General features: G+C 71.6%; 17 protein-coding genes. 7 read left to right on the top strand and 10 right to left on the bottom strand.

Going from position 1 to position 14,671, the window contains the following annotated elements:
- Positions 1-5 precede the first annotated feature (5 nt).
- Together ACIBEI_RS00865 and ACIBEI_RS00860 are read right to left on the bottom strand one after the other, a co-directional pair.
- Entirely contained in the window at positions 6-1,193 is a 1,188-nt protein-coding gene (locus tag ACIBEI_RS00865) for a damage-control phosphatase ARMT1 family protein (RefSeq protein ID WP_398883712.1), read from the bottom strand.
- A 98-nt stretch (positions 1,194-1,291) separates the two neighbouring features.
- Complete coding sequence (locus ACIBEI_RS00860) at positions 1,292-2,713, bottom strand: S1 family peptidase (protein WP_398883710.1); 1,422 nt, start codon at positions 2,711-2,713, stop codon at positions 1,292-1,294.
- A 252-nt stretch (positions 2,714-2,965) separates the two neighbouring features.
- Here ACIBEI_RS00860 and ACIBEI_RS00855 point away from each other — a divergent pair, with 252 nt between their 5' ends.
- From ACIBEI_RS00855 to ACIBEI_RS00845, 3 genes are all read left to right on the top strand, one after another.
- Complete coding sequence (locus ACIBEI_RS00855) at positions 2,966-3,418, top strand: RNA polymerase sigma factor (protein WP_398883708.1); 453 nt, start codon at positions 2,966-2,968, stop codon at positions 3,416-3,418.
- Positions 3,415-4,188 (top strand): hypothetical protein, encoded by a 774-nt coding sequence (locus tag ACIBEI_RS00850; RefSeq protein WP_398883706.1) that lies wholly within the window; start codon positions 3,415-3,417, stop codon positions 4,186-4,188. Before ACIBEI_RS00855 ends, ACIBEI_RS00850 begins: the two co-directional genes overlap by 4 nt.
- 171 nt (positions 4,189-4,359) lie before the next feature.
- Positions 4,360-5,352, top strand: a complete 993-nt coding sequence (locus ACIBEI_RS00845) for an alpha/beta fold hydrolase (RefSeq protein WP_398883705.1) — start codon at positions 4,360-4,362, stop codon at positions 5,350-5,352.
- On the opposite strand, the gene ACIBEI_RS00840 is transcribed toward ACIBEI_RS00845, so the two are convergent.
- Positions 5,342-6,001: a response regulator gene (locus ACIBEI_RS00840; RefSeq protein ID WP_398883703.1), complete on the bottom strand. Its 660-nt coding sequence runs from the start codon at positions 5,999-6,001 to the stop codon at positions 5,342-5,344. The genes ACIBEI_RS00845 and ACIBEI_RS00840 overlap by 11 nt on opposite strands.
- Positions 5,998-7,224 carry a sensor histidine kinase gene (locus ACIBEI_RS00835; protein ID WP_398883701.1) on the bottom strand — a complete coding sequence of 409 codons (1,227 nt, stop codon included), beginning with the start codon at positions 7,222-7,224 and terminating at the stop codon, positions 5,998-6,000. Before ACIBEI_RS00835 ends, ACIBEI_RS00840 begins: the two co-directional genes overlap by 4 nt.
- 132 nt (positions 7,225-7,356) lie before the next feature.
- Here ACIBEI_RS00835 and ACIBEI_RS00830 point away from each other — a divergent pair, with 132 nt between their 5' ends.
- On the top strand, positions 7,357-8,265 hold the full coding sequence (locus tag ACIBEI_RS00830; protein ID WP_398883699.1) for an ATP-binding cassette domain-containing protein: 909 nt from the start codon (positions 7,357-7,359) through the stop codon (positions 8,263-8,265).
- Complete coding sequence (locus ACIBEI_RS00825; RefSeq protein ID WP_398883697.1) at positions 8,262-9,128, top strand: ABC transporter permease; 867 nt, start codon at positions 8,262-8,264, stop codon at positions 9,126-9,128. Before ACIBEI_RS00830 ends, ACIBEI_RS00825 begins: the two co-directional genes overlap by 4 nt.
- Positions 9,129-9,209: 81 nt before the next feature.
- On the opposite strand, the gene ACIBEI_RS00820 is transcribed toward ACIBEI_RS00825, so the two are convergent.
- From ACIBEI_RS00820 to ACIBEI_RS00805, 4 genes are all read right to left on the bottom strand, one after another.
- On the bottom strand, positions 9,210-9,740 hold the full coding sequence (locus ACIBEI_RS00820; RefSeq protein ID WP_398883696.1) for a hypothetical protein: 531 nt from the start codon (positions 9,738-9,740) through the stop codon (positions 9,210-9,212).
- A gap of 20 nt (positions 9,741-9,760) precedes the next feature.
- Positions 9,761-10,645, bottom strand: a complete 885-nt coding sequence (locus ACIBEI_RS00815) for an oxidoreductase (RefSeq protein WP_398883694.1) — start codon at positions 10,643-10,645, stop codon at positions 9,761-9,763.
- 113 nt (positions 10,646-10,758) lie between these two features.
- The gene (locus ACIBEI_RS00810; RefSeq protein ID WP_398883692.1) at positions 10,759-11,529 is read right to left on the bottom strand and encodes a class F sortase; all 771 of its coding nucleotides are present in this window, start codon (positions 11,527-11,529) and stop codon (positions 10,759-10,761) included.
- On the bottom strand, positions 11,516-12,193 hold the full coding sequence (locus ACIBEI_RS00805; protein WP_398883691.1) for a hypothetical protein: 678 nt from the start codon (positions 12,191-12,193) through the stop codon (positions 11,516-11,518). The genes ACIBEI_RS00810 and ACIBEI_RS00805 overlap by 14 nt, the downstream gene beginning before the upstream one ends.
- A 194-nt stretch (positions 12,194-12,387) precedes the next feature.
- Here ACIBEI_RS00805 and ACIBEI_RS00800 point away from each other — a divergent pair, with 194 nt between their 5' ends.
- On the top strand, positions 12,388-12,774 hold the full coding sequence (locus tag ACIBEI_RS00800) for a PPOX class F420-dependent oxidoreductase (RefSeq protein WP_398883689.1): 387 nt from the start codon (positions 12,388-12,390) through the stop codon (positions 12,772-12,774).
- Here ACIBEI_RS00800 and ACIBEI_RS00795 read toward each other — a convergent pair.
- Positions 12,760-13,230 carry a GNAT family N-acetyltransferase gene (locus tag ACIBEI_RS00795; RefSeq protein WP_398883687.1) on the bottom strand — a complete coding sequence of 157 codons (471 nt, stop codon included), beginning with the start codon at positions 13,228-13,230 and terminating at the stop codon, positions 12,760-12,762. The genes ACIBEI_RS00800 and ACIBEI_RS00795 overlap by 15 nt on opposite strands.
- Before the next feature lie 164 nt (positions 13,231-13,394).
- Here ACIBEI_RS00795 and ACIBEI_RS00790 point away from each other — a divergent pair, with 164 nt between their 5' ends.
- Positions 13,395-13,898 carry a VOC family protein gene (locus ACIBEI_RS00790; protein WP_398883685.1) on the top strand — a complete coding sequence of 168 codons (504 nt, stop codon included), beginning with the start codon at positions 13,395-13,397 and terminating at the stop codon, positions 13,896-13,898.
- Positions 13,899-13,931: 33 nt separating this feature from the next.
- Here the strand turns inward: ACIBEI_RS00790 and ACIBEI_RS00785 are convergent, their stop codons facing one another.
- Positions 13,932-14,663 (bottom strand): DUF4142 domain-containing protein, encoded by a 732-nt coding sequence (locus tag ACIBEI_RS00785; RefSeq protein ID WP_398883683.1) that lies wholly within the window; start codon positions 14,661-14,663, stop codon positions 13,932-13,934.
- Positions 14,664-14,671: the final 8 nt, after the last annotated feature.

Genomic DNA, 14,671 nt, shown 5'->3' with positions numbered 1-14,671 from the left:
CTGGGTCAGCCCGTTCCGGACTGGATCAGGGCGTGTGTCCCGCTCGTGCGCCACGCCTCCTCGCCCGCGTCCAGCTCCTCCAGCGTCCGTGGTTCGAGTCCGGTCACGACGTCCGACTTGAGCGTCCGCAGCGCCGCCACCGGACCCGGGAAGTACGCGGTGACCTCGGCGAACGGTGTCGTGGCCGGCCAGTGGCGGTCGCCCACCAGGCGGCGGTAGTTGAGGTCGCCCTTCATCACGGTGAGCGTGGCGGACGCGAAGTCCTCCCGGAGGTCGGCCGGCATCCGCTCGTAGGGATACGGCGCGCACGAGAACGCGTGGGTGCGCAGGATCAGCCGGCCACCGCTGACAGCCTGCCGAAGCCGCTCGCCGACCTCCGCCGCGTGTCCGGACGCCCCGGTCATCCGGTCGAGACAGGCCAGGGTGTCGGTGGTGGTCGCGTCGGAGACGTAGTACGGGTACGGCTTGAGGTGCAGGACGACGGCGGCCGCCCGCCGGGTGGTCAGGAGATGGTCGGCGAGGACGAGGTCGGGAAGCAGCTCGGGACCGGCGTTGTCGGCGACCAGACAGACCTTTCCGGGCTCGCCCGCCTCCAGGGTCTCCAGGAGCGCGGGGGAGTCGTCCACGACGAGGCCCGTCACGCGCTCGCCCAACCCCTCGGCGCCTGCGGACAGTTGGAAACCGAGATCGGCCCGGTTGCCCCAGAGGGAGGAGAGCAGGAGGGTGCGGTCCCGTTCCTCCAACGGGAGTTCGGGCAGACGGTCGAGCGCGGAGAGCTCCTCGTCGACCTTGGAACTCGTGAGTTCGGCGTTCTTGAAGGGCGAGAAGGGGTCGATGCCCTGCCAGGGCCCCGGTGCGAAGTGGCCCAGGGCGGCCAGGAGTTTGCGGTAGAAGAAGCTCTCCGCCCACAGGAACGGCACGTCCGGCCAGCGCTGCCCGTAGTAGGGCTCGTCCCGCCACCGATCGGCGCCGGGCTCGCCGTCGTCGAGCCGCTCGATGACCCCCTTGGTGATCTCCTCCAGGAGCGAGTCCAGCGCGCGCTGCTGCTGGGGCGGATACGGAGTCGCCCGCCGTACGCGCTCGATGAGGGCCGGGTGCCGCTCGTCCAGCACGCTCCGGGCGAAGGAGCCGGGTGAGCTGACGATGACCGGGGCGTGATCGGGGCTGTGGCTGCCGGGGCTGGTGCGCGTCATGCCCCCAGTAAACCGTTCCGTAACACGATGACGTCGGCTCCCCTTCCGGTGGGCAGCCGGCGGAAGCGGTCGCGGACGTCGGCCGAACCGCCGTCAGCTCAGCCCCAGCTCTGCGAGTACTGGTTGCGGTACCGCCTGCGCCCGCGCTCCGAGCGGATTCGGAGGGCCACCAGGGCGACCAGGCTGCCCGCGATGACGAACAGCCCGGGACCCAGGCTCCTGAAGTCCGCGACCCGCTCCAGCGCCGAGGCCACACTGTCGGTCTCACCCTCGGGCGCCGTGTCCCCCGGTCCCGCCCCTCCGGGCAGGACCGCGCCGCCGGGAGCGGTCGAGGACGTGCCGGGAGGAGCCGCCGCGCCCGCGCCGCTGTTGGCGCTGCCCGTGTTCCCCGTGCTCCCGGAGGAGGGCGACGCCTGGTCGCCCGCCCCGGGCTCGGTCACCAGCTTCACACCGAGCGAGTCCAGCGCCTTGCTGACCGGCTGGAAGAACGTCGTACCGCCGCTCTGGCAGTCCCCGTTGCCGCCCGAAGTGATGCCCATGGCCAGCCCGTTGGCGAACATCGGGCCGCCGCTGTCGCCCGGTTCGGCGCACACCGTGGTCTCGATGAGTCCGGTGACCGTGCCCTGCGGGTAGTTCACGGTGGCGTTCAGTCCGGTCACCTCGCCGGACTGGAGTCCGGTCGTGCTGCCGCTGCGGAACACCTTCTGTCCGACGGCGGCGTCGGCCGATCCGATGATCCGTATGCCCTGGCCGTCGCCGACGGCCACGAGGTCGGCGCCGCTGAGATCCACACCGGGGCTGTACTGCACGAGCGAGAAGTCACCGCCGGGGAACGAGCCGGACACGGTCGCGCCGACCTGCTGGCTGCCCTGCTGGTCCGAGAACCACGTCGTGCCCACCGGGCCGCAGTGCCCGGCGGTGAGAATGAAGTTGGCCTGTCCGTTGGTCACGTTGAAGCCCGCCGAACAGCGTCCGGCGCTGGCGAAGAGCGGCGAGGCGCCGTTCACCCGCGGGGTGAACGTGCCCTCGATGCGCTCCATCCGTACGGACTTGCCGAGGCTCTCGGCGACCTTGGCCAGCCGGTCCCACTCGTCGGCGGAGACGGTGGTGTCGGCGCGGACCACCACCTGGTTGGAGGCGTAGTCCATCGCCCAGGAGGTGCCGGCCACCTTGGGCGCGTCCTTGAGGGTGTCGGTGGCGGAGCGCAGATCCTTCATGGCGTAGCGGACCACCTTGGGGACCGCACCCGCGCCACGTACGTCGGCCGCCGCCTCCGCGTCGGTCACCGCGACGACCGGGCGCCCCTTGGCGTCGATCCAACTGCCCGCCGTACGCGACGTGCCCAGATCGGCGACCAGTTCCTGGCCGGTCCGGGCGGCCAGCATCTCGGCGTTCGGCGCCTTCGGATCGTCCGACGTCTCGCTCGCCACGGCATGCGAGACCATCAGTCCCCCGCACACCAGTCCGCCGATCGCGGCGAACCGTGCGATCCGCTGAACGTTCCGTCGTGCATGCCTCATCCACGGCTCCCGTGCGACTGTCCTGACCCAGCGTCACTGCTAGGGGTGCTCCCCGTGAGGTGAACGCCCTCCTTCAGTACGTGCCGCCCCTCGGTCTGGTTCAGCGGCCCGGCCGAGTGTTCGGAGTCGGCGAGAACTCGCCTGTAACCCCGGCCGTCCCGCCGGACATAGGTGGGTGCGACAGACAGTCGGCCACACTGCGGGGGATGAGGGGAGACGGGTGTGCCGGGAGACGGAGACCCTTCCGAAGAGATGCCATCCGAAGAGACGAACGAAGCCAGACTCAGCGCCTGGCTGTACGGGGTGGCGCGAAACGTCCTGGCCAACGAGCAGCGCGGCCAGCGGCGCGGGGGCAGGCTGAGCGCCCGGCTGCGGCGTACGACACCGGTGGCGTCGGCCGCGCCCGACCACGCCGAGGGAGTGGTGACCGGCCTGCATCTGCGCGAGGCCCTCGACACGCTCTCGGAGCGCGACCGGGAGGCGCTGCAACTGATCGGCTGGGAAGGCCTGGACACCCAGCAGGCGGCGCGTGTCGTCGGCTGCTCGGCACGGGCCTTCGCCGTACGGCTGCACAGGGCGCGCCGACGGCTGGAGAGCGCGCTGGCACGTACGGATCAGGAGGAGCCGCTCGGGCGGCTCCACGAACTGGACGGGGAGCTGGGGGAGTTGGGCACGGGGCTGCGACTGAAGGGGAGGCGGACATGACGGCGCGTGAGGAGGCAGTGGAGACGGAGGCACGGGTACGTCAACTGATGGGCCCCGCCGATCCGTTGGCCGACCGGGTGGTGGTGAGTGAGGCGGCGGATCGGATGGTCCTGGCCCGGGTGCTCGCCACGGATCCGCGCTCACGCGGGTGGCGCCGGGGCGACGCCTTCCGGCCGCGGCGCAGGCGTGGCTGGGTGGTCGCGGTCGCCACGGTCACGGCCCTGGCAGGGGCGGGCCTCGCCGCTGAGGCGTCGGGGATCATCCCGGACGATGTCATCTGGGGGATGAATCGCACGGGCCACGGCCCCGGTTCCGAGGGTCTGGCGCCCGACACCGACAAGGCCCGCCGACTGTTCGAGGGGAAGGCGCCGAACGGGGACCGGCTCGAATACTGGCAGGCGCCGAACCCGTCCGGCGGCAGGTGCGCGTACGTACGCGTCATCGACACGAAGGGCGACAAGGTCAACAGCGAGTCGCGCTGCAACCGGGGCGGTCAGAACGCGGAGACGCCGACCGTCTGGGCCGAGACCAACACGACCGCGGTGGACGACTGGACCGCGCTCTACGGCAAGCTGCCCGACTCGGCGGTGAGTGTGCGGGTGACGTTCGAGGACGGCGGGGTCGTAGGACCGGTCAAGGCCGACGCGCGCCATTACTTCCTGACCTTCCTCCCTCACCACGAACGGAGCAACTGGGACTGGGCGGCCTACAGGACCGAGGCGCTGGACGCGGAGGGGAAGGTCGTCGCGACCGAGCGCTCGTACCGCTGACCGCTGAGGGCGCAGCCAGGGGGGGCGAGTCCGAGGGGGGCTGAGAGGGGGCACATCCACGGGGGTGGTGTGCCCCCTCGGGGCGTTGTTGCCGAAACAGCAACGTCCCTCGCCCCTTCCCGGAACCGGAGCGATCATCGGCAGCAGTACACCCCAGTCCGAGGAGGACCCATGTCGCAGGCCGCAGACCCGTTGACCCCGGCGGGCGCCCAGCATCGACTGGTGGACGTCCCCGGTGGCCGTATCCACCTCGTGGAACAGGGCACCGGCCCCCTTGTCCTGCTGGTCCACGGTTTTCCCGAGCTCTGGTACTCGTGGCGCCACCAGCTCCCCGCACTCGCCGGGGCGGGCTACCGCGCGGTCGCCATCGACGTACGCGGCTACGGGCGCTCGTCCGTGCCGGACGCCGTGGAGGCGTACCGCATCGGGGCGCACGTCGAGGACAACGTCGCCGTCGTCCGAGCCCTCGGCGAGGAGACCGCCGTGATCGTCGGCCACGACTGGGGCTCGACCATCGCCGCCGACTCCGCGCTGCTCAGGCCCGATGTCTTCACCGCGGTGGGACTGCTCGGCGTGCCGTACGCGCCGCGGGGCGGGATCCGGCCGTCCGACGCCTTCGCCATGATCGGCGGGGACGAGGAGTTCTACGTCCGCCACTTCCAGGAGCCAGGCCGGGCGGAGTCGGAGATCGAGCCGGACGTACGGGCGTGGCTGACGGGCTTCTACGCCACGCTGTCGGCCGACACCATGCCGGAGCAGGGAGAGGGCGCGGTCTTCTTCGTCCCGGCGGGCGGCAAGCTCTCCGACCGGTTCGTGAAGGACCGGCCGTCCTGGCTCTCGGACGAGGAACTCGACTTCTGCGCAGGCGAGTTCGAGCGCACCGGATTGACCGGCGCGCTCAACCGCTACCGCAACATGGACCAGGACTGGGAGGACCTCGCGGAGTGGGACGGCGCCCCGATCACCCAGCCGTCGCTCTTCGTCGCGGGCCAACTCGACGCGTCCATCGCCTGGTTGGCCAGTGCCATCGAGGCGTTCCCCACCACACTCCCCGGCCTGGTCTCCTCGCACCTCGTCGAGGGCTGCGGACACTGGGTGCAGCAGGAACGCCCCGAGGAGGTCAACCGGCTGCTGACCACCTGGCTGCGATCCCTCAACGCGTAGGCGCGACCAGCCCCGCCTCGTACGCGATGATGACGAGCCGCACCCGGTCCCGGGCGTCCAGTTTGGCGAGCAGCCGGGTCACATAGGTCTTGGCGGTGGCGACGCTGATGGACAGCCGCGCGGCGATCTCCGTGTTGGACAGCCCGTTCCCGATCAGGGTGAGCACCTCGCGCTCGCGGTCGGTGATGCCCAGGGTGGTGCGGGCGGCGGGCGCGGTGGGCAGGGGACGTTCTGCGAACTCCCTGATGAGACGGCGTGTCACACTCGGCGCGAGCAGCCCGTCCCCGGTGGCGACGACCCGGATCGAGTCGAGGATGTCGTCCAGGGCCATGTCCTTGACGAGGAACCCGGCCGCGCCCGCGCGCAGCGCCCCGTACAGATAGTCGTCATCGTCGAAGGTCGTCAGCATGATGACCTGGGCCCCGCCGGATCCCTCCGCGATCAGCCGGGTGGCCTCGATGCCGTCCATGCCGGGCATGCGAATGTCCATCACGACGACGTCGGGGCGCTCCGTCCCGGCCAGCTCGACCGCTTCGGCTCCGGTGCCCGCCTCACCGACGACCTCCAGGCCCGGGGCCTCGGCGATCACCATGCGCAGGGCCGCGCGGACGAGGGGCTGGTCGTCGGCGAGGACGACCCGGACCGTCATCGCACACCCGCCGGTACGGGCAGCCGCGCCGCCACCCGGAATCCGCCCTCGGGGCGCGGCGCGGCCTCGAACTCCCCGTGCAGCAGGCCGACCCGCTCGCGCATGCCGAGCAGCCCGTAGCCGGTGGCCGCGGCAAGCCCGGGGCCGTTCCCGCTGTCGACGACCTCGATGGCCAGCTCCTCGCCCCTGCAGTCGACGGTCACCTGGCAGGAGCGGGTGCCGGCATGGCGTACGACATTCGTGACGGCCTCCTGCACGATGCGGTACGCGGACATGCCGATCTCCGGGGGCAGTGTGTGCCGTTCGCCCTGCCAGCGGACCTCGACGTGGACGCCCGCGGCCGTCGTCCGCTCGGCGAGGCGGTCGATGTCGTCCAGACCGGGGGCGGGAAAGGGGGAGGGGTCGAGCGGAGTCTCCTCGGGGTCCTGGCCCGGTTCGGCCCGGCGGAGTGCGCCGAGCATCCGGCGCAGGCCGGCCAGTGTCTCCCGGCTCGCGTTCTCCACCTCGCCGAGCGCCTCCCGGGCCAGCTCGGGCCGGGTGTCGATGACCCGCCGCGCGGCACCGGCCTGGAGGGCGACGATGCCGATGGTGTGGGCCACCATGTCGTGCAACTCCCTTGCGATCCGCAGCCGTTCGGCGGTGACGGCCTGGGCGGCGGCCTGGGCGCGCAGCCGTTCGGCGTGGACCCGGGACTGGCGCACCTGGTGCCCCACGAGCCAGGCGATCACGACCACCAGCGCCATGAACGGCTCCGACGGCGTCCCGTCGTCCCGCCCGACCCCGAACAGCATGCGCGGAAGCAGGAATCCGGCCAGGACACCGAGCGTGGCGGCAGCGGCGGAGAGCGAGACCCGGCGCGGCTCGGCGGCCGTGAGGACCGCCAGGGCCACGGACACCGCCAGGAACTGGATCCCGACGATCTCCGTCTGCTTCCAGGCCGGCGCGAGCAGGACCGTACCCGCCAGGACGAGGGCGTAGGCCGGCCGGGGCCCGCGGCGCAGCAGCGCGCTGCCCGCCAGGACGAGGACGGTGGCCAGCGCGAGGAGTGCCCGGGCCGCGTACGAGTCGAGGCCGTGCCGCGGATAGGCGTACGAGTACTCGTGGGCCGTCGGGAACACGACGTAGTCGACGACCGGGTACACCGTCGCCGCACACCAGATCACCGCCGTCCAGACGCCCGGCGGTATGCGCTTGAGCAGCGGAAGTCGTGGTGTGGCGGCCATACGCCGATCGTAACGACGCGATCCGGGCAGGGCATCGGACCGTGGGTGTACACCCGTGGTCGACACCGCCCCGCGCGATTGTCGGCACCGGTCCGATGCCGAACCGCCGTGCTCCCGGGGACCGTTGTACCCGTGATCGAAGTCAACGAACTGACGAAGCGATACGGCGGTACCACGGCCGTCGACCACCTGAGTTTCACGGTGCGGCCCGGACACGTCACCGGGTTCCTCGGCCCGAACGGCGCCGGGAAGAGCACCACCCTGCGGCTCGTACTCGGCCTGAACGACCCCACCGGCGGATCCGTCACCGTCGACGGCCGCCCCTTCCGGGACCGCCCGCGCGGCCTGCGCCACGTCGGCGCGCTGCTCGACGCCCACGAGGTGCACGGCGGCCGCAGCGCCCTGGCGCATCTGACCGTGCTCGCCCGCTCCAACCGCATCCCGCGCCGCCGGGTGGACGAGGTACTGGAGGAGGTCGGTCTCGCGGGCGCGCGGCGGCGCCGGATCGGCGGCTTCTCGCTCGGGATGAGACAGCGGCTGGGCATCGCGGCCGCGCTGCTCGGCGACCCGCCCGTGCTGCTGTTCGACGAGCCCCTCAACGGGCTCGACCCGGAGGGGGTCAAGTGGCTTCGCGGCCTGTTCCAACGGCTGGCCGCCGACGGCCGCACCGTGCTGGTCTCCAGCCATCTGATGTCCGAGATGGAGAACACCGCCGACCAGCTCGTCGTCATCGGCCGCGGCGCGCTCATCGCCGCCGAGAGCCTCACGGAGTTCGCGGCCCGAGGCACCCGTCCGACCGTGACCGTACGGACACCGGACCCCGAGGCGCTGACGGCGCTGCTCACCGGGGCGGGAGCGGCGGTGAGCCGGGACGCCGACTCGCTGACGGTGACCGGTATGGACGCCGACAGGATCGGTGAACTCGCCCTCCGGCACCGGGTGTTGCTGCGCCAACTCACCACTCGGACCGCCTCCTTGGAGGAGGCATTCATGGAACTGACCGCCGACAGCGTCGAATACCTCGCGGGAGAAGGCCGATGACCACCACCGACAAGGCCACGGTCACAGCCATGGCCACGGTCGATCCTGCTCAAGTCACCGAACCCCGCGCCCGCTTCGGCGACCTCGTCGCCGCCGAGTGGATCAAGCTGTGGTCGCTGCGCTCCAACACCTGGGCGTTCGTGATCGGAGCCCTTGCGGTCATCGGGTTCAACGTGGGTACCGCCTGGGACACGTACCGCTACTGGACGGCGCAGGACGCGCGTTCCCGGGCCGACTTCGTCCGGGACGGGATCCCGCTGTCGATCGCCTTCACCGCGAACGCCGCCATGGTCCTCATGCTGGCCCTCAGTGCCATCGGTGCCACGGTGATCGTGGGCGAGTACAGGACCGGGACGATCCGCACGACGTTCACGGCCGTCCCGGCCCGGCGTTCGGTGATGGCGGCGAAGGTGTGTGTGGTCACGGCTGTCACGACGGTGTTCGGGGCGGTCGTCGCGGCGGCCTCGTTCGGTCTGACCCAGGCCGTTCTGTCCGGCCGGCACATCGGTGTCCCGATCGACCATCCCGGCGCGCTGCGCGTCGTCGTGGCGTCCGCACTGCTCGCGCCGGTGTCCGCGCTCGTCGGTATGGCCCTCGGCACCCTGATCAGGCACAGCGCGGCGACCATGACCGCCAATGTGGTGATCCTCCTGCTGCTGCCTCTGGTCTTCAGCGCCGACCGCCACTGGGCGGCCGTCGTGGACCACGCCCTGCCGACCGGCGCTTGGATCCGCCTGGCCGACGTCGACCAGCAGCAGGTCGCGTACCCGTGGACGCTCACCGGCGCCTGGACCGTCTACGTGGTCTGGGCCCTGGCCACCGCCGCCGTCGCCGTGACCTCCGTGCAGCGGCGCGACCAGTGAACGCCCTGACACGCGAGCCGCCTCACGCCTGGCGCCTCCGTGCCCACGTCCCGATGCCTGCATATCTACATATCGACATGCCTACGTACGTGTCTCGTGCAGGGCGGTCCGAGCGAGGTCGACGAAGTCCACCACCGACTCCCAGAACGGGCGGTAGCAGTCGCTGAACCGCTGCCCCGCCCCCTCCTCGCCCTCGATCATCGCGCGGAGCGCCCGCCAGTTGTCACCGGTCGCGAGGCGGAGCCGGTCCGCGGCCGAGGCGGCCTCCGCCGACCCCTCCAGGTCCACCACCCAGACCCGCTGACGCAGCACGGCGTACTCGCTCTGAAGCCGTATCCGCAGGTCCTTGAGGGCCGCGAGCCGCTCGTCCGGGTCCTGGATCCGATCGGCGTCGGTGACCTTCCAGTAGAGGTCTCCCATGCGCTGGGCCTGCTCGATGACGTCGACGTACGCCGAGCGGCGGGTCGCCCGGAGCCGGTCCGCCTGTACGGTCGCGGCGGCCGCGTCCGCCTGGACGCGGGCCGCCCGGTAGGTGCCGCGGCTGGTCACCCAGCTCGCGAGCACGGCGGTCCCGGCCGTCAGCGCGGCCACCCACAGCGTGCTGTCCCCCATGTCGAAGAGATCCTCAACCCTCAGGCGAGCCGGGCGAGTTCGTCGTCCGACAGGCTGATCGCGCCCGCGGCCACGTTCTCCACGAGGTGGTCCGGATCGCCGGTGCCCGGGATGGCCAGGACGTGCGGGCCGCGGTGCAGTGTCCAGGCCAGCCGGATCTGCGCGGGGCTCGCGCCGTGGGCCCGGGCGATGTCGAGGACCTCGGCTTCGTGGGTGCCGTCGGCGCCCTTCCTGCCGCCCTCTCCGGCTATCGCGAAGAACGGCACGAAGGCGATGCCCTGTTCACCGCAGATCCGCAGGACGTCGTCACCGACCTCGCTACGGGTGTCCAGGGCGTACCGGTTCTGGACGCAGACCACCGGGGCGATGGACTGTGCCTCGGCGAGCTGTTCGGGGTCGACGTCGGACACCCCGAGGTGGCGGACGAGCCCGGCCTCGCGCAGTGCGGCCAGTGCGCCGAAGTGCTCGGCGATCGAATGGCGCCCGTGCGTCCGCAGGTTGACCACGTCGAGGTGGTCGCGGCCGAGCTGGCGCAGGTTCTCCTCCACCTGCCCGCGCAGCTGCTCGGGCCTGGCCCAGGGCAGCCACTCGCCCGACGGATCGCGCCCCGGCCCGACCTTGGTGACGATGACCAGGTCGTCCGGATACGGGGCAAGCGCCGAGTTGACCAGCTCGTTGGCCGACCGCAGGGACGAGAAGTAGAAGGCGGCGGTGTCGATGTGGTTGACACCCAGTTCCACCGCGCGCCGGAGCACCCCGAGCGACCGGTCGCGGTCGCTCGGCGTGCCCTGGTGGAAGGCGCCGCTCCCGGTCAGCCGCATGGTCCCGAAACCCAGCCGGTTGACCGTGAGGTCGCCGAGCCGCCACGTGCCCGCTGCCGTCGCGTTGATCGTCTCCGAGGTCATCGTCGGAGTCTTGCACGGAGGTTCGGACCATGGGGGCGGACGGCGAAAAGTGATCTTCGCGGGCCATGCGGACATGGACGGCCGGCGTGGACCGTCGGCGTGGGGCCGGTCACCTAGGCGGGGTGATCCGGCTCGCGCGTCCCCGTCAGATGCGCGAAGACGACGACATTGCTCCGGTAGCCGGTCCTCCGGTCGTACGCCCCGCCGCAGGTGATCAGCCGCAGCTCGGGACGCTTTCTGGCGCCGTACACCTCCTGGCTGGGAAACTGCTCCTTGTCGTACGTGCGGACGGCGTCCACCGTGTAGACGGCGGTGCGGCCGTCGGCGCGCCGGGCCTCGACGAGCCGGCCGGGCGTCAGTCCGCTCAGGCCGACGAAGACGGCGGGCCCGGTGGCGGTGTCGAGATGGCCGACCACCACGGCGGTGCCCGCTTCCCCGGGCGAGGGTCCGCCCTCGTACCAGCCGACCAGTTCGGGGCTGTCCATCGGCGGAGTGGTGAGCTGCCGCTTCCGGTCCAGACGCAGTCCGACGACCGGCGCCTCCAGACCGAGATACGGGATCCTCAGCACCGTCGCCCTGGAACGCGGGAGCGGCCGGGGCGACGGGCCGGGGCGGCGGACGGGAGGCGGCACGCGCACGCGGTCGCGCCGGGACTCGGGTGTCGCGGCGGCGGAGGGACCCGGGGCGGGGGAACCCGGGGACGCCTTGGCGTCCCCGGGAGCCGGGGCCGGGCCGGGTGCGGCGGCCGGGTCCGGGGGCCGACCGTCGTCCTCGGCCCACCAGAGGCCGCCCATCACCAGCGAGAACGCCAGCACCGCGGTCCTCGTCAGACGGTAGGCGCGCGTCCGGTACCAGGGCCTGGGCGCGCGCCTACGCGGCGCCATCGGGCCGGCGGCGCAGCATCCGGAAGTAGACGAAGCCCGACACGCCGACCAGGCCCACCGCCGCCGCGGCTCCGAACGCCGACACGCTCGGTGGCTCGGCGAGACCGCCGCCGCCCGCGGGTACGCCCCCGTTGGGGCCGCCGGGTGCCACGCCCTCGGGTCCGCCGGCGGGCGGGGTCTTCTTGCAGTCGACCTTGAACACCTTGTGCTTGCCCGCGCCCTTGCCGTCCACGATCTGCCAGGTGAGCTTGTACTGGCCGTCGGGCAGGGCCAGCAGGCCGGTCGTCCGGCCGGTGCCGGTGGGCAGCGCGAGGGTGCCGGTGAGCGTGGCGCTGCCCCGCTTCGCCGGCTGGGGCTCGATGATCCAGGTGACGCCCTGCCCGCGGTCGAAGTTGAAGGCGGCGAGGTAGAACTGGCAGACCTTCGGGTTGTTGCGCTGGTCGGCGTCGAGGGTCGTGTCCGCGTGGATCTTGACGTCGCCGTTGTCTCCGGGGGCGGCGAGGGCGGCCGGGGCTCCGAGGAGGGTGGTTCCGGCGAGGGTGAGCGCCGTGAGCGCGGCGGCTCCCGTGCGGGCGCGGGCAGTGCCGTTGGTGCGGGGGGCGGTACGGGCGGTACGGGCGGTACGGGTGGTACGTGCGGTGCGGGGGAGTGGCGAGGCGGGCATACGAGGTCCTCCGAGCGGGATGATTGTCGTACAAATCAACGCTTTGTCTGACTCTCTTTCACATCCCGCGCCCGAAAGCCCGGAGCATCACTGACGAGCCGTCAGAGATCGCCCGTCCGGCCCAGGATTCCGCCGGATCGGACTCCGGTCGGCCCGGGCTCCCGCCGGACCCGCCCGCCGCCTACACTCACCGCGTGGACAACGCAGCGCTGGAGCGGCTCGGTGCCGGTAAGTACCTGCTGGTCACCAGCTATCGGAAGAACGGCACGCCGGTCGCGACCCCGGTGTGGGTGGTCCGCGACGGCGACACGCTCGGCGTCTGGACCGTCACGGACTCGTGGAAGGTGAAGCGGATCCGCAACCGCGCCGACGTCCTGGTCGGTCCCTGCGACGTCCGAGGCAACCCGACCGGCGAGCAGTTGCCCGCCACGGCCGAGGTGTGCGACCAGGAGGTCACCGAGCACTACCGCCGTCTCCTCGCCCGCAAATACGGCGTCAGCGGCCGCCTAGTCCTGCTCGGCAGCCGACTGCGCCGCGGGAAGAAGGGGACGCTCGGCATCCGGGTGTCACTGGTGCCGTAGCCAGACGTAGTCGACGGGCTGTACGGCGTTCCAGGCCTCGGCCAGTTCCGGTCCGACGCGGACGAACCCGGCACCCCGGTAGCAGCGCAGGGCCCGGTCGTTGTCCGGGTGCACCCGCATGAACACCTCCGAGTGTCCGGAGCCGCGGGCCTCGCCGAGCAGGCCCTGGACCAGTACGCGCCCGAGGCCACGACCGCGGGCCTCGGGCGCCACGATGATCCGCGCCAGCTCCACCTCGTCCTCCTCGGCGTCGAACCACAACTCCCCGTACGCGAGGGGCCGTTCGTCCTCGACGAGCAGGTGAGCCGTCACGTCCGTGTCCTGCTGCCACGCCGCCACGGTCTCTCCGGCCACGGGGAAATCCCCTCGCCCGCACCACATCGCGACCTCCGCGGCGGAGAGCGGCCAGGCCGCCACGGTCGTCGCGTGCGCGGGGCTGAAAGGAAGCAGATCCATGATGTGACTCCGTTCGTCCGGCGACGCGGCCCTTGACCGGACCGAGGGGATGCCTAGAGTGACCGGTGGTTGAACGGCAAACCGCTTGCGCGATGCCGGTGACACGCCGGCCTCGGCCGTCGCGGCCGGCGTCCCATTCCATTGTGTGAGGAGCGTTCGCACACGTGTCGAGCCAGGAGAACCCCTTGGACCTGACGGCGATCGAGACCGAGAGGGCACGGATCCGGGACACCTATCTGGCCCCGGACAGACGGCCCAGTTCGGCCCGCGGCGTGCACCATGTCGCGCTGCTCTCCGGCGACGTCGAGAGGACGGTGCGCTTCTACCAGGAACTGCTGGAGTTCCCGCTCACGGAGATGTTCGAGAACCGTGACTACAAGGGCTCGACCCACTTCTTCTTCGACATCGGTCACGGCAACCTGCTCGCCTTCTTCGACTTCCCGGGCCTCGACCTCGGACCGTACGCGGAGGTCCTCGGCGGCCTCCACCACCTGGCCATCTCCGTCGAACCGGCGGCCTGGGCCCGTCTGCGCGACCGGCTCGACGCGGCCGGGGTGGACTACCAGGAGGAGAGCGGTACTTCGGTCTACTTCCGTGACCCCGACGGGACCCGCGTCGAGCTGATCGCGGATCCGCTCGGCGAGATGTACGGCACGATCGTGCGGTAAGTCGTAAGTCGTGCGCTGAGCCGCGCCCGAGGCCTACCGCACCGTCGGTGACGGCGTCGGTGTCGGGGATGCGCCCGCCGACGGAGTGAGAGCGACGACCGGGGCTCCTGGCTGGGGCGCGGGCGGCGTGACATCGCCGGCGGGCAGCTTCGGAGGGGTTGTCTCCTGGAACAGGACCGAGTCGAAGTCGACCAGCCCGGTCTTCTCCAGGACGGATATGTGGTCCAGGACGGTGTCGTTGGCCTGGTCGGCCAGTTCACGGACCAGGCTGTTCTCGGTGGTGGCACGGATCTTCGCGACGGTCGGGAAGATCTGGCCGTGCGTCACCCGCAGGATGTTGGCGAGGTCCGTGTCGAACTGCTTGCCGTGGTCCGCGGTCAGGGTCGCCACGAACCCCTGCTGCTGAGGGGACGCCTGGTTGGGCAGGGTGATCCCCAGCCGGGGAGCGATCAGCCGGCACTCGGCGTCGAGTGCGGCGTGGCCCGAGATCAGGTGCTCGCCCGCCGTCCTGACGGGCTGGGTCGTGCCCTTCGTCAGAGCCAGCTCGCCGGAGGGGAACTCCCACAGCCCGGCGGCGCGCACCTTGACGACGAAATCGCGGTCCGCCTCCGTGAGCGGGCCGGTCGGGGTGCGGGCGATGATGCGCGACGGGGAACTCGACGCGTTCTGCACCCCGAGCATCGCGGGATACGCGAGCGCGGCGAGGGTCAACGTCAGACTGCCGACGACGAAGACCGTTCCCGCCACGTTCCGGGACATACGCATGGCTCCTC

The sequence above is a fragment of the Streptomyces sp. NPDC050988 genome (assembly GCF_044456225.1).
GTDB lineage: Bacteria > Actinomycetota > Actinomycetes > Streptomycetales > Streptomycetaceae > Streptomyces.
The sequence above is the reverse complement of the archived record's forward strand: the minus strand, read 5'-3'. Positions and strand labels throughout refer to the sequence as shown.

Excerpts from the sequence above, each read along its gene's own strand:
- ACIBEI_RS00810 (WP_398883692.1), bottom strand. The coding sequence starts at position 11,529 with ATGGCGCCGCGTAGGCGCGCGCCCAGGCCCTGGTACCGGACGCGCGCC.
- ACIBEI_RS00865 (WP_398883712.1), bottom strand. The coding sequence starts at position 1,193 with ATGACGCGCACCAGCCCCGGCAGCCACAGCCCCGATCACGCCCCGGTC.
- ACIBEI_RS00835 (WP_398883701.1), bottom strand. The coding sequence starts at position 7,224 with ATGGCCGCCACACCACGACTTCCGCTGCTCAAGCGCATACCGCCGGGC.
- ACIBEI_RS00820 (WP_398883696.1), bottom strand. The coding sequence starts at position 9,740 with ATGGGGGACAGCACGCTGTGGGTGGCCGCGCTGACGGCCGGGACCGCC.
- ACIBEI_RS00840 (WP_398883703.1), bottom strand. The coding sequence starts at position 6,001 with ATGACGGTCCGGGTCGTCCTCGCCGACGACCAGCCCCTCGTCCGCGCG.
- ACIBEI_RS00785 (WP_398883683.1), bottom strand. The coding sequence starts at position 14,663 with ATGCGTATGTCCCGGAACGTGGCGGGAACGGTCTTCGTCGTCGGCAGT.
- ACIBEI_RS00805 (WP_398883691.1), bottom strand. The coding sequence starts at position 12,193 with ATGCCCGCCTCGCCACTCCCCCGCACCGCACGTACCACCCGTACCGCC.
- ACIBEI_RS00850 (WP_398883706.1), top strand. The coding sequence starts at position 3,415 with ATGACGGCGCGTGAGGAGGCAGTGGAGACGGAGGCACGGGTACGTCAA.
- ACIBEI_RS00825 (WP_398883697.1), top strand. The coding sequence starts at position 8,262 with ATGACCACCACCGACAAGGCCACGGTCACAGCCATGGCCACGGTCGAT.
- ACIBEI_RS00855 (WP_398883708.1), top strand. The coding sequence starts at position 2,966 with ATGCCATCCGAAGAGACGAACGAAGCCAGACTCAGCGCCTGGCTGTAC.
- ACIBEI_RS00845 (WP_398883705.1), top strand. The coding sequence starts at position 4,360 with ATGTCGCAGGCCGCAGACCCGTTGACCCCGGCGGGCGCCCAGCATCGA.
- ACIBEI_RS00815 (WP_398883694.1), bottom strand. The coding sequence starts at position 10,645 with ATGACCTCGGAGACGATCAACGCGACGGCAGCGGGCACGTGGCGGCTC.
- ACIBEI_RS00860 (WP_398883710.1), bottom strand. The coding sequence starts at position 2,713 with ATGAGGCATGCACGACGGAACGTTCAGCGGATCGCACGGTTCGCCGCG.
- ACIBEI_RS00795 (WP_398883687.1), bottom strand. The coding sequence starts at position 13,230 with ATGGATCTGCTTCCTTTCAGCCCCGCGCACGCGACGACCGTGGCGGCC.